Consider the following 25,554-nt stretch of genomic DNA (forward strand, 5'->3'; position numbering starts at 1 on the left):
TTCAATTTTACCATAATCAGGTGAGGAGTTATATATTTTTATGCAAGAAAAAACCCCGTAATTATACGGGTTGTGGCGTTTCGCAAACGTCTATAATTTTTAGATATAAAAGGAGGAGTTTAAAATGAATAGCACTGTATATCGATGACAGATTGGGAGATAGGATATTTAACTGCGGAACTGAACTCGGGTAGCTATTTTTAAAAAAGGGGCTACCTCAGTCAAAAATAGTTACTTTGGGAGTTTCGAAGACTCCTATTACTACAATGGGAGGTATGAAGATATTACCTAACACTGATCTTAGGAACTGCAGCATTAAAAGCACAGATGCTTTGATTTTGCCTGGTGGAGATACATAGATGGAATCAATCTACGAACCAATAATAAATATAGTAAAGCAGTGTAAAAAGGAGAATATTCTTGTAGCGGCGAAATGTGGTGCTACAATAAGGCTTGTTCAAAATGGACTGTTGGATTTAAAATGGCACACAAGCAATGATTTTGAATATTTAAAAATGATGTATCCCGATTATAAAGGTGAAAAGTATTACCAAAATGAACCTGCTGTTACTGATGGAAAATTAATCACTGCTTCTGGAATGGCTCCATTGGAATTTGCTGTATATGTTTTGATAGCTTTAGGTGTATTTTTACCAATAACATTAGATATTTGGTATAAGCTTTATGAGACTAACGAAGCTAAATATTTTCATGAGTTAATGATTCAATATAATAAGAATGTAGTATTCAATATATTAAGTTATTTTGAATCAAAATTTTTATAAAGCTAAAAGGTTGATTAGCTTTTTTCAGATATCCTGCCACCAAGGAATTACCAGTTCTCTATGACATCATTATTGTACTCTCAAGGCATGTTGAAGCCGTAGCACTACTTACAAGGAACGAAGTGAGTTGTAAGTAGATGCACGTCTCATGTCAGGAATGTCCAAGAGTACAAGTGAAGTGAAGTGGGATTGGAAACATTCTACGACTGAGTGTGTGATTTTACTAGTGAAAGAGTAGTGGATAATAAAAATTGAATATAGTTGAAGAATTGCTTAATTAGGTAATATGTAATATAATACGATTAATCAAATATATAATTACACAATAAAATATTTTTCAACATAAAGGAAAAGGACAGAATAGATGATGCTATTTTGTTCTTTTTGCTTATTAAGAATAAGTAAAATATTGGAAAACTAATAATTATAAATTAACTATTGCTATACAAATATGCGGCGAAGTTATATGTGGATTATTTTAATCATGATGATTGATTTTCTTAAGAATATTTTAGGGGAAGTTAAATAAGCTATGCAGAAAGTAAATATTTAAAACATGAGCATATTAAGATAAAAAGAAAAGAACAAATGAAATATGTATTAAGCTATTTTATATTGATTTAGTTACTATATATGCTAAATTGTAATAGTAACAAATAATAAAATCAGAAGTTGAAAATGAGGATTATTTATATTATTAAATATGACATACTGTTGTCATATTATAAACAGTATAATAATAAAAACAGGAGGAGCGAAAAAAATGAGTACAAATCACGGCGAGATATTAATGCAAAAACCAATCAGTGAATACGCTAGATACATAAAAAACTTGATACCGGCGAACATACCTAAGACTTATACTCTGAAACCCATGTTTGAAAACGTTGCAAGCGAAGAACCCGACAGACTATCCGTTTTTACATAATTATTAATCACCTGTTAATTGACATAGGTAATCATAGCAAACTGGCTGAAAGTGGCGATTCATTATTGATAACTGAAATACCTTCATTTACCGCCCCAAAGCCTAAAATTCCTGTTTCTAAGCAAATTGAAAGTTTTCGGTTTTTAGCTCTCTGCGGTTTTGTTTTTACTGGTATTGATTTAGAAGCAAAGAGGCTTAATATCTCGGAAGCACAATTGTTAGAAGTATCATATCCGAATAATCCAATCTTGCTGACGGGGTTAAAAGCCCTGTCGATTGCAGATATAGAACTGCGAACGAGAAGATATAGCAACGATGATAATATCTTCAGGTGCGATTACAGGTTAATTAAAGCAGAAGATACGGATATGTTTGATGTTTTGAAAAATTTTTTACATCCGTTGCCCGAAAAACTTCAAAAGTTCGCCTTAGAATTACATCAGCGCTATATAGATATGGGAATGACTTGCGTAACAATCAACGACAACGCAGTTCATTTTGCTTATTAATATATAAAGAATAGCAAGCGGGCCTTATCCACACGGGATATATATCAGCGAAGAGTATGGGAATTTGCTTTATCTATGAAATATGGTTATTGTTTACTTGTAAGATCAAAAAAAACAGACAAATATGCGGATGTTATTGAAAAATTTCCTTTATCTTTACAAGAAAAGATTGCACAGGGATATGGATGTGACAGGAAGCTGCGTAATGAACGCTGTCAGGGAGGTTGTCAGGGGATTCGCATACCTTTGGATGACTCAATACTTGAAATGAAACGGGATATTGAGATATGGCTTGATAATGAGGTGCCGTGTTCATTAAGAAACTAAGCACTTTCCGTATGATTAACGCTGATTATCAAGTCGTGATTAAGAAAATGGCTAGAATGGAAGAGGAAAATGAAATATTAAAAAAAGCCATGGGCATATATGCAAAGAAAAAAGCTCAATATATAAGTTCATTACTGATAATAAAGATATTTATGACATAAAACTAATGTGTAAAGTTTTAAAGGTGTCTATAAGTTCATATTACAAGAATCTTCATAAGAAAGAAAGCAAAAGAATCTGTATTTGATAAAATAAAAATACGAATATTTGTATAAACCTGTTGACTCTGACACCGTGTCGCACTTTATAATAAACATAAGGAAAAGAAATGAGGTTATGGTATGGATATGGAGCTTCAAAAAATCAGTCAGGTGTCAAGGGATTACGGAATTTCTACAAGAATGTTACGTTATTATGAGCAAGTGGGATTAATTCAAAGTCTGCGAAAAGACGATTATGCTTACCGGGTTTATGATGAAACCGCCATAAGCCGTTTGCGGCAAATCATAGTCCTACGTAAGTTGCGCGTTCCCGTGAAGCAAATCTTAAGCATACTTAACAATTGCGACGCGGTGGAAGCAGTGGAAATTTTCAGAAAAAACATAAGTGAAATAGACGGTGAAATTACCGCACTGTCTACCGTTAAATCCATATTGACGCGTTTTGTTGAGGAAATCAATGAAAAAGCCGATGTTAATTTAAAGCTCCTGGGCGACGAAGCTGTGTTCTCAGTTATAAGCTCTCTTTCTTTTTCTGATAATCAAATCAAAGAAACGAGGGAGAATTTATCAATGGAAGAATTAAACAAAGCTAACGAAGAATTAATGAAACTGGAGGACAAGGATGTGCGGATTATATATCTGCCACCAATGACTGTGGCCGCCGCTTTTGCTTCGGGAGAAGGCTGTTTAGACAAAGCATCGGAGATAGTAAATAAGTTTATAAAAGAGAGTGGATTGCTAAAAATTAAACCCGACGCACGCGGTTTCGATTTCGACTGTTTGGGAGGTGCGGCAGAACTTGGAGAAAATTCACATGGGCATGAAGCGTGGGTGTCTGTTCCCGATAATATGGAAATACCCCCACCGTTAGTAAGACGAGAGTTTAAGGGTGGGTTATATGCTGCTCATGTGTTAAGGTCGTGGGACTTCCAGGATTGGCGGCGGCTTAAGGAATGGGTTGATGCAAGTGATAAATACGATAATGACTGTGGTTCCCCACGATGGGATCCGGCCGAAACAGGTTACGGCCAAGGTTTTGAAGAAACGTTGAATCTCTATAATTTTATTCAAAAGCACAATGCTGAAATGAGTTATTTACAGCTTGACTTATTATTCCCTATTAAGGAGAAAGGCAATGGAAGATTTTAATATCGGCTCAATAATACCATTCGGCGGTTATAACTGGCGCATTCTTGATATAAAAAATAATGCGGCTTTGATTATAACCGAGGAGATAATAGAACAACGCGCTTACCATGACGCTTATAAAGATATAGCATGGGCTGACTGCGCATTAAGAAAATATCTTAATGGTGAATTTTATGACAAATTCAACGCAACTGATAAATCATGAATAATTCCGGTAATAAATAAAAATCCTGACAATCAATGGTATGGTTCAAAAGGCGGAGCAGATACACAAGACAGCGTATTTTTATTAAGCATTGAGGAAGTATGCAGATATTTCGGTGATAGCCTTTCAAAACTGCAAAACCGAGGAAAAAATCAAAGATATTGGTTTGAAAGAAAAGACGAAAACAACAGTAAGCGAATAGCGAGACTTCTGGGTAAAGAAGGGAGCTGGTGGTGGTGGCTTCGGTCGCCTGGCCACGTTAATGTAAAAGCCGTGTACATCTTCGGGACTGACGGTAATATAGGTATCCAAGGCAACAATATATTGAAAGGCAACATCAGCGATGGCAAATGTACAGGTGGTGTTCGTCCTGCTTTGTGGCTAAGGTTGGAATTGTAAGCCTTGGGCATGTTTCAAGTGGTTTGACTATAGTTACAGCACAAAAAAACTTGAAAGGAGAAATTTAAAAATGAGCAAATACGAAAATGCGATGAAACTCATGGAGGAACTTTGCGGAAATGGTAAAGAGGAAGTTATTGCACTTGCGACAATATCATTATCCCCGAATGTTGCCGGTAGTCCTCGCCCCGCTGTCCGTATGGTTTGTGCCTATTATGAAAACGGCATGTTTTATGTTTCTACAGATGCAAGAAAAAATAAAATGCTACAAATTGAGAAGAATAACGAGGTTTCTGTCGCTGGGTTAAATTGGTACACTTTCCAGGGCAGGGCTGAAAATCTCGGTTGGGTCAAGGACGAGAAGAATGCGGAAATCAGAGCTAAATTTAAAAAAATCTTTAACTGGTTCGATGAAGTTGGTGATGAGGACAATCCAAACTCAATCGTTCTGCGTATCACCCTCACAGAAGGTATAATTACTGACAACGCAGAAAAATACGGTGAAAAGCAGTATGAAATCAATTTTATCAACAAAACAGTAAAGTAAAAACAAAATATTACTTATAATTTAAAGGGTTAATTACTGACAATCAAATCAGTAATTAACCTTTTTTTATCCTAAATTAGCATGTTAAAATAATTATTCTTTAGACGGTTAAAAAATAAAAGAGATTATTGCTTAAATACGATAAAGATAATAATTTTAGATTATACAAAAATTATAAAAACTTATGATATAATAAATTATCGTCAATAAACATATAAAAATTCAAAATGCAAAAAGTCTAAGTAAATACTAGGCTTTTTTGTGTCTACAGTCAGTCCAATAGAGATGAAGAGCGGTGCTACTGCAAGATTCATGGTCTAATGGGAAAAATAAATGTACCAAAGTAACACGAGATGTTTAATACTACGCGTTGCCGCACTTGCCAAAAATCAATAGTACAAAATATAACTGGAAGAAAAATTTTCTATACCATTTTTAAAAGGTACTAATAATTTATTTCTTGAAACTGTCAATCTTATTCCTTTTAAGGATTTAAGGTTAAATTATTATGGCAGTGTTAGAGAAATAATTTTAAATGTTATTATGGTGATGCCTTTTAGGTTTTTATATCCAATTATAAAGAAAGCAGGTATTCTAAAAACAGTTACCATGTGTTTTCTTTTTAGCCTAACAATTGAAAGCACTCAATTATTAAGTGCATTTTGGGGAGGATTAGCATCAAGAACATTTGATGTTACTGAATTGATTACTAATACATTTGGAGGTTTATTAGGATATTTATTTTTTAGTGTTTTAAAGCCAACTATCTTTAGAATATTAAATGAGCAATAATCATGAGAAAAATGTGATTTAGATTTATTACACACTCTTTAGATATTGCGACCTAAGAATTATTTATAATCAAATAGATAAATAGGAATTTGATAGAGAGAATGTTTTATGACAAAGGTGGTCAAATATAGAATCACACTAAGAATAATTTGGTGGATTTATATAATAGCGCTTAAAATATGATCAACTTCAAAAAAGTATCGAAGAAGAAATGAAATCAAGCGAAATCCAAAGCAAAAATGTAGAAACTTACTAAATGGCAGTAATTGAAATTTATAGTACCTGGAGAAAATAAAAAATTTTTAGCCAAATAATTGTATGCTATAAATGGTAAACTAAAATTGCACAAAATTGTAAAGAATAAAGCTCTCAAATAGGTATTAAAATAATTTGGGAGCTTTGTTGTCTGCGATTTTAATACCAAAGGTATTGAATAAATTTGCATAAAAATAAGTATCAAACTACCAAGACAAATCTTGTCTAATGTAGTAAGAAAATATAAAAATTATAAAAGATACTATATAAAATATGAATTATTACTTGCCACCAAGGGGGGAATATCAACTTACGATATCTTTATTGTCACCCCAAGGCACGTGGAGTGTGTTGTGAAGATAGAGAAGAAATAGATTTTCTTGATTCACTCTTTATTGACTTTTTAGATGTGTTATAGTACAATAACAAGAAAATTGAAATTTGAGGTGAAAAAATGATTAATTTTTCTTGCTAATTTTTAAAGTACATTTAATACAAAGATAAACAGGTGTATTCTGTTTGTTTTGTTGTGCTTATGCAAGAAAGTTATTCTTTTTTCTCTTAATATATACACTTGTGTTATGCTATAATGATTAGCTTAACTACGTATATCTATGAGCTGTAAGAATAATTAATTCTTGCGGCTCTTATTTTTTATAAATAATTCGAATAAGGAGGATAAATAATATTATGATAAATAAAGACACTTTGCTAACACATGATAATCTCCATATAGAGTCGGATACTGAAGGCGACACTTATATGGAGTAATAACAAGGTCGCCTATTGTTCCGACTTTGTTATTTATACTATTAAATACAGAGGAGGACAAAAATATGTCTTTAATAAATGTTATGAACCTAACCTTTGCTTATGAAGGTAGCTATGATAATATTTTTGAAAATGTAAGTTTTCAAATTGATACCGATTGGAAATTGGGCTTTATTGGAAGGAATGGAAGAGGAAAGACTACTTTTCTAAATCTTTTGCTTGGGAAATACGAATATAATGGAAACATTTCAGCCAATGTGACTTTTGAATATTTTCCTTATGAGGTGCAGGAGCAAAGTAAATTCACCATAGATGTCATAAGGGAGATTAGTCCAAATTCAATGGATTGGGAAATAGTAAAAGAATTATCTTTGTTAGATATGGACTACGATGCTTTATATAGACAGTTTTATACACTATCTAAAGGAGAGCAGACCAAAGCATTGTTGGCTGCTATGTTTTTGAAGGAGAACTCCTTCTTACTTATTGATGAGCCTACCAATCATTTGGATGCTGAAGCTAGGCAAAAACTAAGTAATTACTTGAAAAAAAAGAAAGGATTTATTCTAATTTTACATGATAGGTCTTTTTTGGATAATTGTGTTGACCATATCTTGTCTATTAATAAAACTAATATTGAAATACAAAAAGGAAATTTTTCTTCATGGTGGAGAAACAAAGAATTACAAGATGGTTTTGAGCTAGCAGAAAACGAAAAATTGAAAAAGGATATTAACAGACTTTCCAGCTCGGCAAAACGTACATCTACGTGGTCAGATAATGTTGAAAGCAGCAAGTATGGAACTACTAATTCTGGGAGCAAATTAGATAAAGGATATGTTGGACATAAAGCTGCAAAAATGATGAAGCGTGCTAAAAATATAGAAGCTAGACAACAAAAGATGATTGACGAAAAATCAAGGCTTCTTAAAAATATTGAATCTAATGAAAGTTTAAAAATCGTACCGCTTACTTTTCATGATAAAAAGCTTGTAGAACTTACAGATGTTGCAATTGGATATGATGATAGAATTGTCTGTGAAGAAATAAGCTTCGCTATAGAGCAAGGTGAAAGAATTGCTATTCAAGGAAAGAATGGCAGCGGAAAATCAAGTATATTGAAATTAATTTATGGAGAAGACATCCCCCATAGTGGAATTGTAAGAAAGAATAATAAGTTAATCATTTCGTATGTTTCGCAAGATACTTCAGATTTATATGGTAACTTATCTGAGTATGCAGATAAACACTGCATCGACGAGAGTTTATTTAAATCAATGCTTAGAAAACTTGATTTTTCAAGAGAACAGTTTGAAAAGAATATCGAGGATTTTAGTAGTGGACAGAAGAAAAAGGTATTGCTTGCTAAAAGTTTGTGTGAACGGGCACATTTGTATATTTGGGATGAACCATTGAACTTTATTGATGTCATTTCTCGTATGCAAATTGAGAAATTGTTAATTGAACATGAACCTACAATTTTGTTTGTTGAGCATGATAGTGCATTTTGTGAAAATGTTGCGACAAAAATAATAAAATTGTAAAGGTAGAAATGGAGATTAATATGTTTGCTGGGAATATAAAAGTAACACACAATAGACTCCATGCAAAGTCAGATGTTTTGAGCGATTCTTGCATGGAGTTAGTATAAGTCGCTAATTATACTGGCTTTGCTTCCTAACTATTAATAGTGAGGAGGAAGCCTACATGAAACAGGCAAAAACAAAATATGGAAAGATAAAACAAATAGTATCAAATTTAAAATTACCTGATTATAGGTTCGAACAGCTTACAAAAGCTATTTTTCATCAAAGAATAGATAATTTTGAAGATATGTATATACTACCAAAAGCGTTAAGGATGGCTTTAGTAAATGAGTTTGGGAATAATGTATCTAGTGTAATACCTGTTTTTTCACAGGATTCTAAACAAGCTCAAAAATTGATATTCAAATTGACTGATGGAGAAAGAATAGAAGCTGTTGGACTAAAGTATAAACAGGGGTGGGAATCGTTTTGTATTTCTTCCCAATGTGGTTGTGGTTTTGGATGTCGTTTTTGTGCAACGGGAAGTGCTGGATTTAAACGCAATCTTACTGCTGATGAGATAACTGACCAATTACTTTATTTCTATTTTAATGACCATAGATTGAATAGTATTTCATTTATGGGAATGGGTGAGGCTTTTGCAAATCCGGAGTTATTTGATGCAGTAAAAATTTTAACTGATCAAAATTTATTTGGGTTAAGTCAACGAAGAATTACTATTTCAACAATTGGCATTATACCAGGAATTCAAAGATTGACCAAAGAATTTCCACAAGTAAATCTGGCTTTTTCACTTCATTCACCATTTGAAAGTCAACGAAGCGATTTAATGCCTATAAATAAAGGATTTCCATTGAATGAGGTAATGAAAACATTAGATGAACATATCATTCATACAGGACGACGAGTGTTTATTGCTTATATTATGCTTGAAGGAGTTAATGATTCGAAAGAACATGCAGAGGCAGTTGTAGGTTTATTGAAAAATCATGGCTCATGGGAGCATTTATATCACATTGATTTGATACCTTATAATTCTACGGACAAAACAATTTTTAAATTTCAATCTTCAAGTGCTATCAAGCAATTTTGCGGTACACTAAAGAAAGCTGGTATTAGTGTAACTGTTAGAACACAATTTGGTTCTTAAATTAGTGCTGCTTGCGGACAGTTGTGTTATGAAAATTAATTAGATGTTAGTATGCCGCCAAGGCCCTACTAGGTTCAAGCGGTATCTTTTTTGTCTACTCAAGGCATGTGGAGACAGGTATGCGACTATGTCGTCGCAATCCTTGATTTTATTAGTGTTTCAGCGTCTTGTGATTTCTATTCTTTTAGGGAAAATAGTGAAAATTACCCTGAAAAAGACCTAAAAAGGAGTATAGAAATAAGAATTACCATATGATATGGTATGTGGGAACACGTTGTCGAACAGCAAATTTTGAGGTTGAAAAATAGAAATTCATACAGTAAGATACCCTAGATTTAGTTAGTAGAATCTAGGGTATTTTAGTGCATGAATTTTAATAAGTTTAACTGCACGCCACCGGACAGATGAAATGTCGTTGTGACAAGAGGTCTATTATAAAGGTTTGAAGCATTTATAATACTTCTTTTAAAAGTAGCTAAAAAACATCAACACAACACTTTTTGTATTTTTTTCCACTACCGCATGGACAAGGATCATTACGACCAATTTTCTTTTTTCGAGTTTGCTTTTTATAACTTATAGTTCTAGTTTTAGCAAATTCCTCACCTAATATCGCATATTTTTCTTTGTTTTCCTCACTAATATCAGCATACGTGTATGTTTTAAACTTAACATCAACCAAGTTCATATTATTATCGAAGTACAAATCAATATATTCTTTTAAGCTCTTCATTCTTGAAAACTGTACCCCAATTATAATCATCTTTCATGCTTTGAGGAATTGACTCAACATTAGGTTGATAAACGTATAATGTGTAGTTCAGTTCACCGAAAGAACCGCTTCACAGAGGTGCGTTAATGCACTTAGATGAAGTGGCAATCATCAGTAAATACAATTCTGAAATCAGAGGGTTGTATAACTACTACCGCATGGCAATAAATGCGTGTAATTTAGGAAAATTCCATTCAATCATGCGTGGAAGCTATCTTAAGACGCTTGCGGCTAAATACAACTCAACTGTGATGAAAATGTATACAAAATATCGTAGTGAAAATGGTGACTTTGGTGTCAATTATAATACAAAAAGTGGATTAAAACGTTGTGAGTTTTATCACGATGGATTTAAACGCAATAAAGACAATGCACCGCAATTCGCTGATACAATGCCATAATATATAGAATGAGGAATAGATTTTCTAAATTTACAAATCTTCCAGAGCAGATATTTATTCAGATTGCAAATTTTTTTTGAAAATGATAAGCCTAAATTTCTTTCATTGCTTGAAAATAATATTAATATCAATTTTGTCAAAATATTAATCAGGATCTTACTTCAATGACAATTTTGATACTTCTGGTATTGAAGCTTTTGTTACTGAAAATAATCCTAAATTTGCTAATCGTATTATCAAGCAATTAAAAACTTATGCTAAAGTTATGGGCTATGATAAATCCTATGACCCTCACAAAGCTGCCTATGGTTCTATGCCAACACATGCTGAATCTAACCCTGATATTAAACAACTATATATTAATGGCCATTTCTGTTATGCTTTTAAATCTGTGCATGATTCAAGACTTCTTATCCCTACTTTGACTGATTTCTTTAAAAAACATCCTTTAATTAACCCAAAATATTTTCTTGGTGATGCCGCATTTGATTCTGTAGGAATTTACAAATCTCTTTTTCGAGAACTACATTTTGAAAAAGCCTTTATACCTCTAAATCAAAGATCAAAATTAGAAAACAAGGACTATGAAGTTAATGAAGATAGAATTCCCTGTTGTCCTCATGACATTTCATTATTAATGAAGTATGAAGGTACCTCTAAGCTTAATAGTGGCGTTACCCGTTACAAATTTGTATGCCCCAAAATACGTTGGTAGAAAGAAGATAATGGCAAATATCACCGTGTTAGTCAATGTGAAAATCCCTGTACTAATTCAATTAGTGGTAGAATGATTCATCTATATCCAGAAAAAGATATTCGTGCATATCCTGGTACTCTTCGTGAAACAGAAGAATGGGATAATACCTATAAAATTAGAGCAGTAGTGGAAAAAGCCATTTACCAGTTTAAAGATAGTTATTGTATAGCAGAACGGAGAACACAAAATGAAAAAACTCTCCATGCTGATTCACTGCTTTCTGGAATAACACAGCTTTTTACTGTTGTGCTAGCTGATAAAATGCATAAACATAAACATATCAGAAGCTTAAGGTCATTAATTGCATAGACCACTATTTAAAGTACTTATCTTACCAGAAATTTAATACTTCTATTTGGTATGCCTTTTTTAAAGTCAAATCCTATATTCATACTAAATCCCTTTTTTTCTAGCACCTTTTTTTAATTTCTGAAGGATGAATATTTCTATCCTTCAACTTTAATTAATAGTTTCGCAGTTACCTATTAATGTTAAGGAAGTTACTTGGTTAACATTAATAGTACTTTGTAGAGTATATTATCTTATGATCTTTATGACTTTTAAATCCATAGGATTATTTTTTAACTTATCTGGAAAAATCAAAACGGGTGTTGTTATCACTGTGGTAAGCTAATGGAAATCAATGATAATAGAGAGATACTCTTTAAAGTCCCGAAATTCATGTGTTGTAAGGACAAAGTGCCAAATATGGCATATGTTCATAAGTTCTGACAACAAATATATCTTGAGTGTCGCTCGAAAGAGTGATGAAATCCCTCCTACTTACTCGACTACCAGACCCTGACCCGGAATCTCGGGGGCTGTTATACCGATCTTATGGGCGGCGAGTACTAGTGTAGCCCAAAGTTTTCTCAAGCATCAGGAGACATTTGGTAAATTTGTAAAAATTATCTTGACTTTTGATAAATGTTTTAATATAATTCATATATACCATGGTATAATGCAAAAAAGGTAAGACGTCGTATCATACTAGGGGGGTGAAAATATAATGAAAATGAAGCCGATTATTGAAGCTAGTTGGAATTTACAAAATAAGTCAAATCAGAAGAGTTCACAGATGGGACCAATGATAGGGATTGGTAGTCAATGGTGCTGTGCTTGCTAAGCTTAGTAAGGTGGTTTAGCTTACTCTCTTACTGAATATTTGATTCGAAAAAAGCTAAGCTACATAACCCTTCTATCACAATAATACAAAGTGTTCAGTGATAGAAGGGTTTTTATCACAAATAACATCCCGCCAAACATTTTGCTTGTTATGGTTTGCGGCAATGTGATTTGTTGCGAAATTATGTGTATGCCATAAACTTGGCCGAGATGATAGGTATTTGGCTTATATATACTTTGGACATCCCCAGCAAGCGTAGGACTTCATTAACACAACAATCAGCTTTAGGGAGGGAAAGTAATGAGATTAATTAAGCACATGATATTTGTAGACATACACGATAACAAAAAACTGTTGATAAACTCTTTAACAGGCACTATGGACGAAATTGATGCCCCTATTTACGAAACCTTGTCCAAGTGGCAGGCTTGTGAAGAGATTGTAACGGAGAATGATTTGGAGGCTGAGTTATTAAGCAATCTCCAATCCAGAGGATATCTGGTAAGTAACTACGAAGAGGAAATAGCCAAAAAGAATGAAATTTTAAAGGTATTGCGCAACGATCACATTCAAAGGCAGAAAGACCAAAGAACTGTCGTCTTTGTTATGACTTATGACTGCAACTTCAGATGCCCTTATTGCTTTGAGGGTGATGCCTATCTTAAAAAAGAGGTCATAACTCCAGAACAAATTGATGCCGCCTTAAAGCTTGCAGGTGAGGGCGTGGAGTCAATATGTCTTTTTGGAGGAGAGCCGTTGCTTCCAAAAACCAGACCTGCTTTGGAACATCTCTTTAATAAGGCCCCCGATAAAACATATCAAATTTTCACCAATGGGTATTATCTGATAGAATCCCTTGATTTACTTTTGTCTGTAAATATTTCTCAAGTTTTAATCACTTTAGATGGTAGTGAAGAGTCTCACAATAGCAGGAGGGTCTTAGCTAACGGAAAGCCTACGTTCAAAAAAATTATGGATGGTGTAGAGAAGTGTTTAGAAAGTGGGATAAATATCCGAATCAGAATGAACCTTGACAAAAGCAATTACGAGGAAGGAATTGATTTAAGAGAAAAGCTGCTTGACAGATTTTCAGGATATAAGGACAATTTATCGTTTGAATTAACCACACTGCTTGAAAACTCTTATGATGAACGAATTGATATAATGACTGAAATATATCATTCGGATATAAAGCACTCCTTCGAGGATAGGGAAAGAATAAACGATTTTATAACTAAAAAAAATTCAATACTGGATCACTTAGTGTATGGCAGAGCCATAAATCCTTTGTACTCCTATTGCTATGCCCACGTAGATGGCATGGCGTTTGACCCCTATGGCGATATTTATCCATGCTTGGGGTGTGTTGGCAAGGACCGCTTTTCTATAGGAAAGTATCATCCCTTAATTGAGTTCAAGGAAAACTCAATACGTAACCGTAATATAGAAAAAATTCCCGAATGCAGGGATTGTACATATTCTCTTCTTTGCGGAGGAGGCTGTCCTTTGGGGTTAGATGAAAATGATGATTTTTTCAAGCCTGTGTGCTATTCCGTCAAAACTCTTTTGCATACCGAGCTTCCCTTATTTTATAAAGAAAGGGAAGAAGCTATGAAAAAAACCGAGGAAACAGTAAATAGTGCCTATTGATGGAACGGGAAATCGTCAGCCCCAAAACCATAGATGCACATCAGAAACGCTGTAAGTCGTTGATATAACTGGCTTTTCGGCGTTTTTTCTTATTCGATGAGCTTTACTGCTCATCTGATTTATTACACGCATTAGAACGCTTTACATCCTACTAAAGCTGTATAAAATGTTTTATCAAAGGATTAGAGAATATTTAACAAACTTAAACACCTTATGCTTTGTAAGTCTAATAAATTCCAAATATGAAGATAGTTGTATAAATAAATTTATAGCATCTTTAAAAACAGATTAAAATGGATATGTATGGTAGAGCAAGCTATGAACTATTAAGAAAAAAAGTCATATATCAATCCTTATTTTCTTAACAGAACTAACCGATTATAAGGAAGAACCTTTTTTACGTACTATGGACTTGTTTCAGTGGTATATTTTATAAAATTACCATTATACTATTTACAAAATCTTGGAAGTAGAATATAATACTGTTAATTTAATAAAAAGAAGACGATGATAGAGATAGTAAACATTTTTGAAAAATCACAGCGAGCTGGGAATAGTGGGAGCCTAGTATTAATTAGATTATGTTGAATATCCCTCTGGAGTTTCAGTCCGAATTTTAAGTAGGTACTGACGGTTTTCTACCGTTAATAGGAACGCATATGTTGGTATGTAGTATCAGGTGGTATAACGAAATTTAGGCTTTCGTCCTGTTATAGGGACGAGAGCTTTTATTTTTTGTACCACAAAAATCAGAAATTCCAAGAACCCGCTATGACGAATATGGAATTAAAGAGTGGGAACGACTAGAAAAGGATAGGTTAGGAGACCTATTATATCATGTACATCTTGATATAATAAAACGTTATATCTCTGATTCAGATAATGTTATTGAATTAGGAGCAGGTGCAGGAAGATACACAAAAGATATTGTAAATATGTCAAAATCCTTAGTTACATCTGATTTATCCCCAGTTCAAATTGAAATTAATAAAAGAAAAATGGAAGAATTGGGATTGGTTGATAAAGTGAACGATTTTATGATTTTGGACATAACTAATTTGGAAAGTATCCCAGATAATACTTATGATGTTGCTGTATGTATTGGAGGACCTATTAACTATTTATTCGATAAAAAAGAAAATGCGATAAATGAAATGCTAAGAATACTTAAACCACATGGTAAATTGATACTTGGGTCAATGTCATTAATAGGTGCATTGATGTACTATCTTGATGGTACAATATATGAGAAAGGAATGTTCGGAATTGATGCAACAGAATGGTTATTTAGCACAGGGATACAAGATGAAGAGCATTATCCTGTTGAGAATAAGCATTATGTACACATGATGACAAGTAAAGAACTTGATGCTTTATTCGAAGGAAAACAGGTAAAGATTCTGGAAAAAAGTTCTGCAGGGTTATTTATGCATTCGCAAGAAGAAGCTTTATGCAAAGCAAAAGAAGATAAAGAATTTTGGGAACTCCTTATAAGAAAAGAGATTGAATTTACTAAATTACCAGGGACGCTAGACTGTGGTATGAACATTATTTATGTAATCGAAAAGCTTTAGGCATATTATAATATCTACACTGGAATGCTCTGAATAAACTGTTGCTTTATCAGAGCATTCTTTTTAATTCATAATATAAAAAAGGAAAGATAAATATCATAAACCAAACATATAGTTTAAATAATTTGTTATTTATACAAAATCAAAGAAAATCTTCGATTCTATATTTGTTGAAGTCTGCAATTTCGATAACGATATACCGTCAGAATCATTGGATGCTTTTTATAACATTCCAAAGGAAGTATTTGAAGAAGCCAAAAGAATTCTGGATAAAAGAAGCACGAGAAAATCCGTGGAAAAAGAATTAAAGCGTGAAAAAAAAAGTCGAAAATATGCATTCAGCAGCTAAGTCTTAGGTCATTAAGACCGACAGACTTAGCCTATTTTTTATGCCCAAAACAAAACCAAATTGAAAGGAATGAACACAAATTGATTATGTATGGATAGCTTTCAGTATTTAAATTATTTTATAGATGTAAGTACAATATCTGCCTTTATTCCTTTTCCAGTAGCACTTGTTAGAATAAGCAATCCATGATGCGCCTTTACAATCCTTGCAACCATTGGCAATCCTAACCCGTGCCCATTATAAACGTGGCTCTTTATTTTTGACGAGTATGGGAGTTCAGTTAGATTAGAAAGTTCACTTTGAGATATTCCTTTTCCGTTATCAGATACAATAAAATGGCAGTTGTTTTTATCATCAAGAGTTGTTTGAAGACATATTTGACATCCTTCTGGATTATGGTTGATGCTGTTTTGCAAAAGATTTGTAATGGCACGAATAAGGAGTTTTTCATCCCCCTTTACGATTAAGTTTTCATTTGAGATATCTAATTCAATTGTGAATTCTTCATCTAAGCCACCATTTAGAAATTCTGTTGCAATTTGACGAGCAATTACAGATAATCGAACAGGTTTCAAATCTAACGGCTGCATTTCATATTCTAGCATAGATACAAGGTTTAAATCATTTACAAGAGAGCGAAGCTTTTCCGCTTGCTGACGAATAATACTAGCTTGTTTACGATATTCATTATCGAGATTTTCATTTTCTTCAAGTTCACTTGAATATCCAAGTACCATAGAAAGAGGTGTCCTAATATCGTGAGATATTCCTGCAATCCAGTTTGAACGTGCTTCATCCTTTGATTTAAGTAAGTTATTCTTTTCTTGAAGCAATAAAGATGTATTGTTAATACTCATGGCAAGGTCGCTTAATACACCTTTGTTTTCTATATCCACGGGTTTTTCATCTGAAAGAGCATGAATTCCACTAATGAGCGGTTTTATAGATTTAATTAATTTTGAACCTATTAAAATAGAAAGCAATAACGCTAATAAAATATTAATTATTAATAATCCTAAAACTCTATATGGCAATTCGCTAATCCATTTAATTGGAAAATTAAATTGGTATTTAGCTAAGCTGTTTTTTGGATAACCAATAACAACAAGACCATCATCATGCTCCCATACAAAAACAGGGTAGTCCATTAAATAGTTACGTGATAATTGTGCTATATCAATTAATGAATAGCTAAGTGGTATTTGATTAGGCAAATCGTAACTCCAAGAAACATGTCCGGTATTATCAAGTAACATTGCCCAACAATTTAATTTTTTAAGGAATTTTTCCGACTGTATATTTAAAGTGTAAGTATTATTGCTTTTATATAGACCTTCTGTGACACTTTTAACCATAGCCGGTGGTGACGTACTATCATTCATTCCTTTAAAAAAGTAAGTTCCAAGTAATATAAAATTTATCACAATAAGAAAAATAGATATTATGATAGTTGTACTTACAAAGCGTCGTAATATTCTAACGACACCCTCCATATTTATTCCTCCTTTACTAACAGTTTATAGCCTAATCCTCTGACAGTTAGTAAATAAGACGGATTGGATGGATTGGCTTCGATTTTTTCTCTAATTCGTCTAATATGAACCATTAAAGTATTTTCATATCCAAAGTAATTATCGCCCCATACTGATTGACACAATGCATCACTTGTAACAATACGGTTTTTATTCTCATAAAGCTTTGCAAGCAGAGCGTGTTCTTTAGCTGTTAATGGCAGTTCGCCTTTTTCACTGTATACTATAGCTCTATCTAAATCAACAGTAATTCTTCCAAGCTTAAAATTTGGTTGACGTTCTGGTATAGGTATTGTATAAACACGTTTTAATATTGCTATTAGTCGAAGTGTTAGTTCACGTGGTAAAAATGGTTTTACAATATAATCATCTGCACCAAGTCCAAGTCCCAAAAGACGATCTTCATCCTCACCTTTTGCAGAGAGAAAAAGAACAGGAATTTGTGAGAACTTACGTATTGAGGAAAGCAGTGAAAAGCCGTCATTATCTGGGAGCATTACATCTAAAATTGCTATATCAGGTTTTTCTGAGTGACATAATCTCAATGCAGTGTTGCAATTTTCCGCATGATATATGCGATAAAAGCCTTCTTTACGTAATAGACTATCTATCATATTTCGAATTTCCAGCTCATCGTCTACAACAAGTATTTTTTTATTGCTTATTTCAATCATTTTTATCACCTATTTTATTATACTATGTAGTTTTAAAGAATTCATTTTATTATAGTTTATTTAAGGTTGCTGTAAGGTAATTGTCAGCTTGATGAAAGGCTACAATAGTATTCTGTTATTGTCAAATGAAATTTCGATAAAATTAGAATGGAGTGAAAAAATTTGAATACGATTGTCTCAGCACACAACCTTTCAAAGCGTTATGGTGATACTTATCGAGTAAATGCTGTTAATTTAACCGTATATGAAGGAGATGTATATGGATTTCTTGGACCAAACGGAGCAGGCAAATCTACAACTCTTAAAATGCTATTAGGACTTGTTAAACCTACAAACGGTGAGGTTATTATTCTAGGGAAAGATTTTTATAAAAACCGTCAGCTTATATTAAGCCAGACGGGTTCGCTAATTGAGTCACCATCTTATTACGGTCATCTTACAGGTATAGAAAATATGCGTGTTATGCAGTACCTGCGTAAAGTTTCAGATAAAAACATTTCAGAAGCTCTTAGAATAGTTCGTCTAGAAAATCAAAAAGATAAAAAAGTTTCACAATATTCACTTGGAATGAAGCAACGCTTAGGTATTGCCATGGCATTGCTGTCTTTTCCCAAATTGCTGATACTGGATGAACCTACAAATGGACTTGACCCTGCAGGAATAGGTGAAATTCGCGAGCTAATTAAATTACTTCCTCAAAAGTATGGAATTACTGTAATAATTTCCAGCCATCTGTTATCGGAAATAGAACAGATCGCTACTTCTGTTGGAATAATAAACGATGGAAAACTACTATTTCAAGGCAGTATGGAGCAACTTCAAGGAAAAAGTCAAACGAACATTTTTATTAAGACTCGTGATAATGAAGCAGCAAAGAAATTACTTATGGAAAATGGACTTTCAACTGTAATAAACAAGGAGTATCTTTCTTTTAAAGAAATGCCAGATAATCATGTTGCTCAATTGAATAAAATGCTTATAAATTCTGGCATAGATGTTATTCGTATTGAAGAACATAAAAAAAGTTTGGAGAGTATCTTTCTTGAACTTACGGGAAGGGAGCGAACTCTATAATGAACTCTATAAGGTTAGAATTATTTAAAATGAGACATAAACATTTGGGTACTATGGTGGCTTTAATCATAATAGTTGAAATTGCATGGGCATATATGTCTGTAAGCATGTCCATATCTCGTAATCCGGGCATGGTAGGATGGAAAGATATAATTATGACCATTGCATCAATGAACGGCTTATTTTTTCCAATTATTTGTGCGATTGCTGTTTCTCGTATCTGTGATATGGAACACAAGGGAAATACATGGAAACTTTTAATATCGGCTTCTGTAAAACGCAGTCACATTTATGCAGCAAAATATTCATGTGCTTGTCTTTTACTTCTTTATGCCAGTGTTTTACAAGTGTTCGCTATCTTTTTATTTGGAACTGTAAATGCATTTGAACATTCTGCACCATATTCTCTGCTGTTAAAATTTTTAAGCGGAACAATGTTAACAAATTTAGTTGTTATCTCATTACAACAATGGATATCACTTGCAGTAAAAAATCAGTCATTTGCTCTTTGCACAGGTATGATTGGAGGCTTCATTGGTATGACAGCAGATCTCTTTCCTGCTGTGGTACGTAGATTATTTATCTGGTCCTATTATACAGGCTTGTGCCCTGTTACATATAGCTATGTAAATAATTCAATGACATTTGTTACACGTAATATCGAAGCTTATCTTCTATTTGTAGTTGTAGCAATCGGTGCAATAATATATGTTTTGGGAAACATTCATATTTCCCATCAGGAAGTATAAGGAGGTTATTATAATGCTTAAAAGATGTATTTATGCAGAATGGCTTAAATTACGTCATTCAAACATGTGTTTTGTTATCATGGTACTTCCAATTTTGAGTATTATTATAGGTTGTGCTAATTACTATTTCAACCAAAGTGTTCTTTCGAACAGATGGTATAGCCTTTGGACTCAGGTAAGCCTATTTTATGGTGAGTTTTTCCTACCTGTACTGATTGCAATTTGTTGTGCTTACGTATGTAGGATTGAACATATAAACAAAAACTGGAATGCTGTTATGACAGTTCCGATATCAACAACTTATATTTTTATTTCAAAATTATTCATAGTAAGCATATTTATTTTAATGGTACAAATTTTCTTTTTAATACTATACATATCTGCTGGCAATTTATTTGGACTTTCACAAAATATTCCTATCGAAGTTTTTGGATGGCTATTTCGGGGGTGGATTGCCTCAATCGCTATTAGTGCTGTGCAACTTGGACTTTCCATACGAATTCGTAGCTTTGCAGTTCCTATTGGTATAAGTATATGTACCGTTTTTATAGGTTTAGGTATGTATGTGACAAAAATAGGTATGTTTTTTCCTTATTCACTTTTGACAATTGGTATGGGAGTGTTGAGTCAGGAAGGTCTATTAAGCAGTCAAAATAATCTATTTTATATAATGAATATTATTTTTGTTATATTGGCTTCTATATTTTCAATTCGTCATCTTAAAAAAGCAGATGTATGTACTTAAAATATAAAAGGAGAAATGAAAGATTGAAAAAAATTATTATCATAATTGGGTTAATCATAATATCTCTTGTTGGTTTTGTTATTATATTTTTTAATCCTGCACGTTTAACTCCGGAAGACCCAAAAGGAAAAACTATGTATTATACACAAATTAAAAATGAGGAAGTAACAATAGACGATAGCAAAAGGTTTGAATATATTCTAGATTGCTATGATACAAATGGATATAAAAAAAGTCTAACATTCACTTCAAGTAAGAAATTACGAGAAGATGCTTATATTGAATTGTATGTAGCATCGTTACGTGGTGTCACTTATTGGCAAGAAGTAAAATGGGATGAACTGCCTGCTGAAGTTCAAAAAATTTATATTAATTAAATTTATAATCTATGGCTTTAATGACGGAAGAAGAAATTTGAAAGCTGATCTAAAGGAAATTGCATAATTAGTTTATATAGAAACAGAGAAATATGACTTTAAAGATCTTCATATTAAACCAAGGCCTGTAAATCTTGAAATTGATGAATTTAGAGAACACAATGTTGTCTTTGATGAAATTAAAGAAGAGATTGTTCAAGGAACAAGAAATACCCAATATTGTATATGGACAGCAGCATGGTTTACTGATCAAGAAATCTTTAATGAACTATTACTTAGAAAAAATAACGGTGTAAATGAATATGTTAGAAGAAAATTTTGAAACAGTTAAAGTTGCTTTGAGAGGTGAGTACTTTTCGAATAGACTCTATGATAAGTTTTGTATTATCGATTTTGAGTATGTCATTGACAAATCAAGAATTAATAAACCAAAATCAAATACTCATTCATGCAGGTGTAAATTTATCATATTTAAATGAAGAAGAACAGTATCTAGTGTATTCAGTAATATCAGAAATAAAAGGTGCAAAAATAGATATGAAAAAATCAGCACTTATTCGTTCGTCAGCAAAAAAAGAAGAACTAACAAAAGATATAGTAGTAGGTATTATTAAAGGCAAAGTAAAAAAAAGGTAGACCAACACATTTTTGATATTTAAAGAATTTAAATGATTTGTTACTAATTAATATTAGATTTTTATTTCATGATTGCTAACCAAACCCATAAAAATTTATAGTTGCAAATAAGTTAAAACACTCCACTATAACACCAGACATTTGTTGAGCGGTATAATTAAAGTTATAGGAGGTGATATGGCTGAATGAAAACCTATAAAACTTCAGATATTGCACAAATAATCGGTGTACATTCAAATACTGTTAGACTTTATGAAAAGTATGAACTTATACCACAAGCAGAACGTAAGAAAAATGGATATCGTGTTTTTACAGATTTTCACCTAGAGCAATTTAAACTCGCACGAACTGCTTTTGAAGTAGAGGTATTACAGAATGGTTTACGCAAAAAAGCAGTTGACATTATTAAACTATCAGCGAAAAGAAAATTTGATAAGGCGATTTGCTTTGCTGAAAATTATTTGCAACAAATTAGAAAAGAGCAGATAAATGCTGAAGAAGCCATCGTAATTGTAAAGGAAATGTTATCTGACACAGGTGACACAGACGAGGTAGATAAATTGTGTTTAACGCGGAAAGAAGCAGCTGACTATCTACAAGTTACAATAGATACTCTAAGAAATTGGGAATTGAATGGTCTTTTGACTATTAAGCGTAAGCAAAATGGCTATCGGGTTTATACAGATGAAGATATCAAACAACTAAAAATCATACGTTCACTTCGTTGTGCTAACTATTCTCTTGCTGCAATTTTACGTATGTTAAGTGCTTTGTCTCGAGATCCTAAAACAAATTTAGAAATGGTCATAGACACACCTCAAGATGATGAAGATATTGTCACTGCTTGTGATAAACTTTTAACATCATTGAGAGATGCCGAAAGAAACACAAAAAATATATTGGTTCAACTTAATGAGTTCAAAAAAAGATTTTAAATAACCCTACACTCTAACACCAGATTTTGTTATGGTGTTATTATTTCTTATAGAAAGGGAGGATGCGTATGAATGAATACATTCTAGTGAATGGAGCAAAAGGTAATAATCTAAAGAATATTTCTCTTAAAATACCCAAAAATAAGCTTGTAGCAATAACTGGTTTATCTGGTTCAGGTAAATCTACTTTAGCCTTTGAAACTCTTCAACGTGAATGTCAAAGACTTTATATGGAATCACTAGGAATAGCAACAGACCTAATGCCCAGAGCAAAAGTAGATAAAATTGAAGGGCTCTCACCTTCAATCAGCGTTGAACAACATCATGGCAATATGAATCCCCGATCTACTGTAGGAACTTTTACTGATGTATTATCATTTTTAAGAATTCTTTTTTCTAAGATTGGTGAATATCCATGTCCTTTTTGTGGTGAGATTATTTCACAGACAAATATGACTTCATTAGACTTTCAGAAAAGTCATCGTTGCCCTCACTGCCGAAAGGCTGTAAAGGTAATGACAAAAAGAGACTTTTCATTCAATACACCGGAAGGTGCATGTCCAGTATGTAAAGGCCTAGGAGTCACAAATGAAGCAAATCTTAAAATGTTAATTGATATTGATAAGAGTATCTGGGACGGAGGCATTTATGGGTGGGATGAGGCATATATCAATCGCTACGGAAATTCGATGGTCAATGCAGGAAAGCACTATGGGTTTGAATTTAGTGTGGATTTATTGATTCGAGATTACAACGATACGCAAACGGCTCTACTTTTGTACGGGGTTGAAAGTGATCAATTTAAAAAAATATATCCTACGATTAAACCACCTAAAACTGTACCTGATGGGAAATTTGAAGGTATTGTCACAAACTTGATGCGTCGCTATTCAGAAAAGAAAAGTGGCGTAGAAAAACTTGGAAAGTTCTTTGTTTCAACTACATGTCCTGCATGTAAAGGAATAAAATTAAAAGAGGAAAGCCGAAAAGTTAGAATTTATGGGAAAAATATAATAGAGATAAATAGTATGGAAATTGAAGATTGTTATAAATGGATGAATCATATTTTAGAGACTTTACCTGACAACATTAAAGAAATGGTCTCTCCAATAATATTAGTAATTTTAGAAAAACTCGGTAGGCTTGTTGAGATAGGTGTTGGTTATCTGAGATTAGATCGATTAGCTTCGACCCTTTCAGCTGGAGAGTTACAGCGTATTCGATTAGCTACGCTTCTTGGAACTGGGTTAACTGGAGTTTTATATGTACTTGATGAACCAACTACTGGACTTCATGCAATAGATAATAAAAAGTTGATAAGAATGCTTAGAAACTTACGAGATATGGGCAATACTGTATTGGTTGTAGAACATGATACAAATTTTATTGAAGTATGCGATTATGTTATCGACATTGGACCAGGAGCTGGTAAATATGGCGGAACTATTGTTGCAGCTGGAACTCCACGAGAAATTAAAAACGATAATAACTCCGTAACAGGAAAGTATCTGTACAATAAAGCCTCAGTAGTTTCTCATAAGAAGAATCTAGGGAATGGAAAGTCTATTTACATAAAAGGTGCGAAAGTTCATAATTTAAAAGACATTGATGTTGAAATACCTTTGGGAAAACTGGTAGCTATATCAGGAGTATCTGGAGCAGGAAAGTCCAGTTTATTATTTGATGTACTATATCAATACGTTCAAAATGAAAAATTATCTTCTAAAGAGTGCAAAGGTATTTATGGACTTGAAAATATAAAGGAGGTATTGATGATTGACCAAATGCCCATTGGGCGTTCTAGTAGATCAAATACAGCTACCTATACTGATATTTTTACTTCAATACGTGAACTGTTTGGGAACACTCCACTGGCAAAAGAAAAGGGCCTAAAGGCGAAAGACTTCTCATTCAACGTCTCAGGTGGAAGATGTGAGAAATGTGAAGGTAGCGGGGTTTTGAAAGTCTCCATGCACTTTATGCCAGATATAGAAGTTTCATGTCCTGAATGTCTAGGGAAGAGATTTAAAACTAATATTCTGGAAGTAGAGTATAAATCACATAACATCTCAGATATTCTTATGATGTCTATCGATGAGGCGTGTTCTGTTTTTAAAGATGAGAAGCAAATATCAGAAAAGCTTAGAATTCTTAAGCAAGTGGGGCTTGGATATCTTTCCATGGGACAGTCCGCATCTACGTTATCAGGTGGTGAAGCTCAAAGAATAAAATTAGCGAAGGAATTGGCAAATCCAGCTACCGGAAATTCTCTATATCTTTTGGATGAACCGACAACAGGATTGCATCCACAAGATGTTGAACGGCTAATTAGTATGCTAAAGCGAATGGTGGATCAAGGAAATTCGGTAGTTGCTATAGAACATAACATTGATTTTATCCGATTATCAGACTGGGTGATTGATATGGGACCTGGATGAGGAACTAATGGAGGCAATGTCATTGCTGAAGGGCCACCTGAAATAATTGGGAATTCCTTGAATTCTGTAACAGGACAATTTTTATAGGTGAAATAAAAAATTTAATTTACCCTACACTCTAACACCAGACTTATTTCTGGTGTTAATATTTTGGAGAATGAAAAATAAGGGGGAACGATG

Annotated in this window: 21 protein-coding genes, 5 pseudogenes and 1 other annotated feature; of the genes and pseudogenes, 23 read left to right on the plus strand and 3 right to left on the minus strand. The window is 33.1% G+C overall.

Annotation, left to right across the window (positions count from 1 at the left end; all coding sequences use genetic code 11):
• Nucleotides 1-236: 236 nt before the first annotated feature.
• From HNR33_RS20735 to HNR33_RS20785, 11 genes and pseudogenes are all read left to right on the plus strand, one after another.
• Nucleotides 237-785 (plus strand): annotated as a pseudogene (locus HNR33_RS20735) (DJ-1/PfpI family protein).
• A 703-nt stretch (nucleotides 786-1,488) separates the two neighbouring features.
• The gene (locus tag HNR33_RS20740) at nucleotides 1,489-1,713 is read left to right on the plus strand and encodes a hypothetical protein (protein WP_429087408.1); all 225 of its coding nucleotides are present in this window, start codon (nucleotides 1,489-1,491) and stop codon (nucleotides 1,711-1,713) included.
• 65 nt (nucleotides 1,714-1,778) lie between these two features.
• Nucleotides 1,779-2,222 carry a hypothetical protein gene (locus HNR33_RS20745; RefSeq protein WP_429087410.1) on the plus strand — a complete coding sequence of 148 codons (444 nt, stop codon included), beginning with the start codon at nucleotides 1,779-1,781 and terminating at the stop codon, nucleotides 2,220-2,222.
• A gap of 75 nt (nucleotides 2,223-2,297) precedes the next feature.
• On the plus strand, nucleotides 2,298-2,549 hold the full coding sequence (locus HNR33_RS20750) for a hypothetical protein (RefSeq protein WP_429087412.1): 252 nt from the start codon (nucleotides 2,298-2,300) through the stop codon (nucleotides 2,547-2,549).
• Nucleotides 2,550-2,560: 11 nt separating this feature from the next.
• Nucleotides 2,561-2,710: a hypothetical protein gene (locus tag HNR33_RS20755; RefSeq protein ID WP_429087414.1), complete on the plus strand. Its 150-nt coding sequence runs from the start codon at nucleotides 2,561-2,563 to the stop codon at nucleotides 2,708-2,710.
• Between the two features lie 180 nt (nucleotides 2,711-2,890).
• On the plus strand, nucleotides 2,891-3,919 hold the full coding sequence (locus HNR33_RS20760; protein ID WP_429087415.1) for a MerR family transcriptional regulator: 1,029 nt from the start codon (nucleotides 2,891-2,893) through the stop codon (nucleotides 3,917-3,919).
• Nucleotides 3,906-4,523 (plus strand): annotated as a pseudogene (locus HNR33_RS20765) (DUF6273 domain-containing protein). Before HNR33_RS20760 ends, HNR33_RS20765 begins: the two are co-directional and overlap by 14 nt.
• Before the next feature lie 70 nt (nucleotides 4,524-4,593).
• Complete coding sequence (locus tag HNR33_RS20770) at nucleotides 4,594-5,070, plus strand: pyridoxamine 5'-phosphate oxidase family protein (protein ID WP_429087417.1); 477 nt, start codon at nucleotides 4,594-4,596, stop codon at nucleotides 5,068-5,070.
• A gap of 426 nt (nucleotides 5,071-5,496) precedes the next feature.
• The gene (locus tag HNR33_RS20775) at nucleotides 5,497-5,862 is read left to right on the plus strand and encodes a VanZ family protein (protein WP_429087478.1); all 366 of its coding nucleotides are present in this window, start codon (nucleotides 5,497-5,499) and stop codon (nucleotides 5,860-5,862) included.
• Between the two features lie 1,091 nt (nucleotides 5,863-6,953).
• On the plus strand, nucleotides 6,954-8,432 hold the full coding sequence (locus tag HNR33_RS20780; protein WP_429087419.1) for an Lsa family ABC-F type ribosomal protection protein: 1,479 nt from the start codon (nucleotides 6,954-6,956) through the stop codon (nucleotides 8,430-8,432).
• Between the two features lie 163 nt (nucleotides 8,433-8,595).
• The gene (locus tag HNR33_RS20785) at nucleotides 8,596-9,585 is read left to right on the plus strand and encodes a Cfr family 23S rRNA (adenine(2503)-C(8))-methyltransferase (protein ID WP_429087421.1); all 990 of its coding nucleotides are present in this window, start codon (nucleotides 8,596-8,598) and stop codon (nucleotides 9,583-9,585) included.
• A 475-nt stretch (nucleotides 9,586-10,060) separates the two neighbouring features.
• On the opposite strand, the pseudogene HNR33_RS20790 reads toward HNR33_RS20785, so the two are convergent.
• Nucleotides 10,061-10,141: pseudogene (locus tag HNR33_RS20790) on the minus strand (SEC-C metal-binding domain-containing protein); the annotation flags it as partial.
• A gap of 293 nt (nucleotides 10,142-10,434) precedes the next feature.
• Here HNR33_RS20790 and HNR33_RS20795 point away from each other — a divergent pair.
• From HNR33_RS20795 to HNR33_RS20810, 4 genes and pseudogenes are all read left to right on the plus strand, one after another.
• Nucleotides 10,435-10,758: pseudogene (locus tag HNR33_RS20795) on the plus strand (group II intron reverse transcriptase/maturase); the annotation flags it as partial.
• 134 nt (nucleotides 10,759-10,892) lie between these two features.
• Nucleotides 10,893-11,744 (plus strand): annotated as a pseudogene (locus HNR33_RS20800) (transposase); the annotation flags it as partial.
• 1,197 nt (nucleotides 11,745-12,941) lie between these two features.
• Complete coding sequence (locus HNR33_RS20805) at nucleotides 12,942-14,291, plus strand: radical SAM protein (RefSeq protein ID WP_429087424.1); 1,350 nt, start codon at nucleotides 12,942-12,944, stop codon at nucleotides 14,289-14,291.
• Between the two features lie 498 nt (nucleotides 14,292-14,789).
• Nucleotides 14,790-15,004 (plus strand) — a binding site (T-box leader).
• Between the two features lie 141 nt (nucleotides 15,005-15,145).
• Nucleotides 15,146-15,865: a class I SAM-dependent methyltransferase gene (locus HNR33_RS20810; protein WP_429087480.1), complete on the plus strand. Its 720-nt coding sequence runs from the start codon at nucleotides 15,146-15,148 to the stop codon at nucleotides 15,863-15,865.
• Nucleotides 15,866-16,327: 462 nt separating this feature from the next.
• On the opposite strand, the gene HNR33_RS20815 is transcribed toward HNR33_RS20810, so the two are convergent.
• The gene (locus tag HNR33_RS20815; RefSeq protein WP_429087426.1) at nucleotides 16,328-17,707 is read right to left on the minus strand and encodes a sensor histidine kinase; all 1,380 of its coding nucleotides are present in this window, start codon (nucleotides 17,705-17,707) and stop codon (nucleotides 16,328-16,330) included.
• Nucleotides 17,708-17,709: 2 nt separating this feature from the next.
• A complete protein-coding gene (locus tag HNR33_RS20820; RefSeq protein ID WP_429087429.1) occupies nucleotides 17,710-18,360 on the minus strand; it encodes a response regulator transcription factor in 651 nt (216 codons plus the stop codon).
• A gap of 222 nt (nucleotides 18,361-18,582) precedes the next feature.
• Here HNR33_RS20820 and HNR33_RS20825 point away from each other — a divergent pair, with 222 nt between their 5' ends.
• From HNR33_RS20825 to uvrA, 8 genes are all read left to right on the plus strand, one after another.
• Complete coding sequence (locus tag HNR33_RS20825; RefSeq protein WP_429087432.1) at nucleotides 18,583-19,494, plus strand: ABC transporter ATP-binding protein; 912 nt, start codon at nucleotides 18,583-18,585, stop codon at nucleotides 19,492-19,494.
• Nucleotides 19,494-20,243: an ABC transporter permease gene (locus tag HNR33_RS20830; RefSeq protein ID WP_429087435.1), complete on the plus strand. Its 750-nt coding sequence runs from the start codon at nucleotides 19,494-19,496 to the stop codon at nucleotides 20,241-20,243. The genes HNR33_RS20825 and HNR33_RS20830 overlap by 1 nt, the downstream gene beginning before the upstream one ends.
• 13 nt (nucleotides 20,244-20,256) lie before the next feature.
• Nucleotides 20,257-20,988 (plus strand): ABC transporter permease, encoded by a 732-nt coding sequence (locus HNR33_RS20835; RefSeq protein WP_429087438.1) that lies wholly within the window; start codon nucleotides 20,257-20,259, stop codon nucleotides 20,986-20,988.
• 23 nt (nucleotides 20,989-21,011) lie between these two features.
• Nucleotides 21,012-21,365 carry a YxeA family protein gene (locus tag HNR33_RS20840; protein WP_429087441.1) on the plus strand — a complete coding sequence of 118 codons (354 nt, stop codon included), beginning with the start codon at nucleotides 21,012-21,014 and terminating at the stop codon, nucleotides 21,363-21,365.
• 143 nt (nucleotides 21,366-21,508) lie between these two features.
• Entirely contained in the window at nucleotides 21,509-21,661 is a 153-nt protein-coding gene (locus tag HNR33_RS20845) for a hypothetical protein (protein WP_429087442.1), read from the plus strand.
• A gap of 73 nt (nucleotides 21,662-21,734) precedes the next feature.
• Entirely contained in the window at nucleotides 21,735-22,001 is a 267-nt protein-coding gene (locus HNR33_RS20850) for a hypothetical protein (RefSeq protein ID WP_429087445.1), read from the plus strand.
• A 185-nt stretch (nucleotides 22,002-22,186) separates the two neighbouring features.
• On the plus strand, nucleotides 22,187-22,936 hold the full coding sequence (locus HNR33_RS20855; RefSeq protein WP_429087448.1) for a MerR family transcriptional regulator: 750 nt from the start codon (nucleotides 22,187-22,189) through the stop codon (nucleotides 22,934-22,936).
• A gap of 68 nt (nucleotides 22,937-23,004) precedes the next feature.
• Nucleotides 23,005-25,374 carry an excinuclease ABC subunit UvrA gene (gene uvrA / locus HNR33_RS20860; RefSeq protein ID WP_429087449.1) on the plus strand — a complete coding sequence of 790 codons (2,370 nt, stop codon included), beginning with the start codon at nucleotides 23,005-23,007 and terminating at the stop codon, nucleotides 25,372-25,374.
• The last annotated feature ends 180 nt before the right edge of the window (nucleotides 25,375-25,554 follow it).

It is taken from the genome of Brassicibacter mesophilus, assembly GCF_050433385.1.
GTDB lineage: Bacteria > Bacillota > Clostridia > Tissierellales > Proteiniboraceae > Brassicibacter > Brassicibacter mesophilus.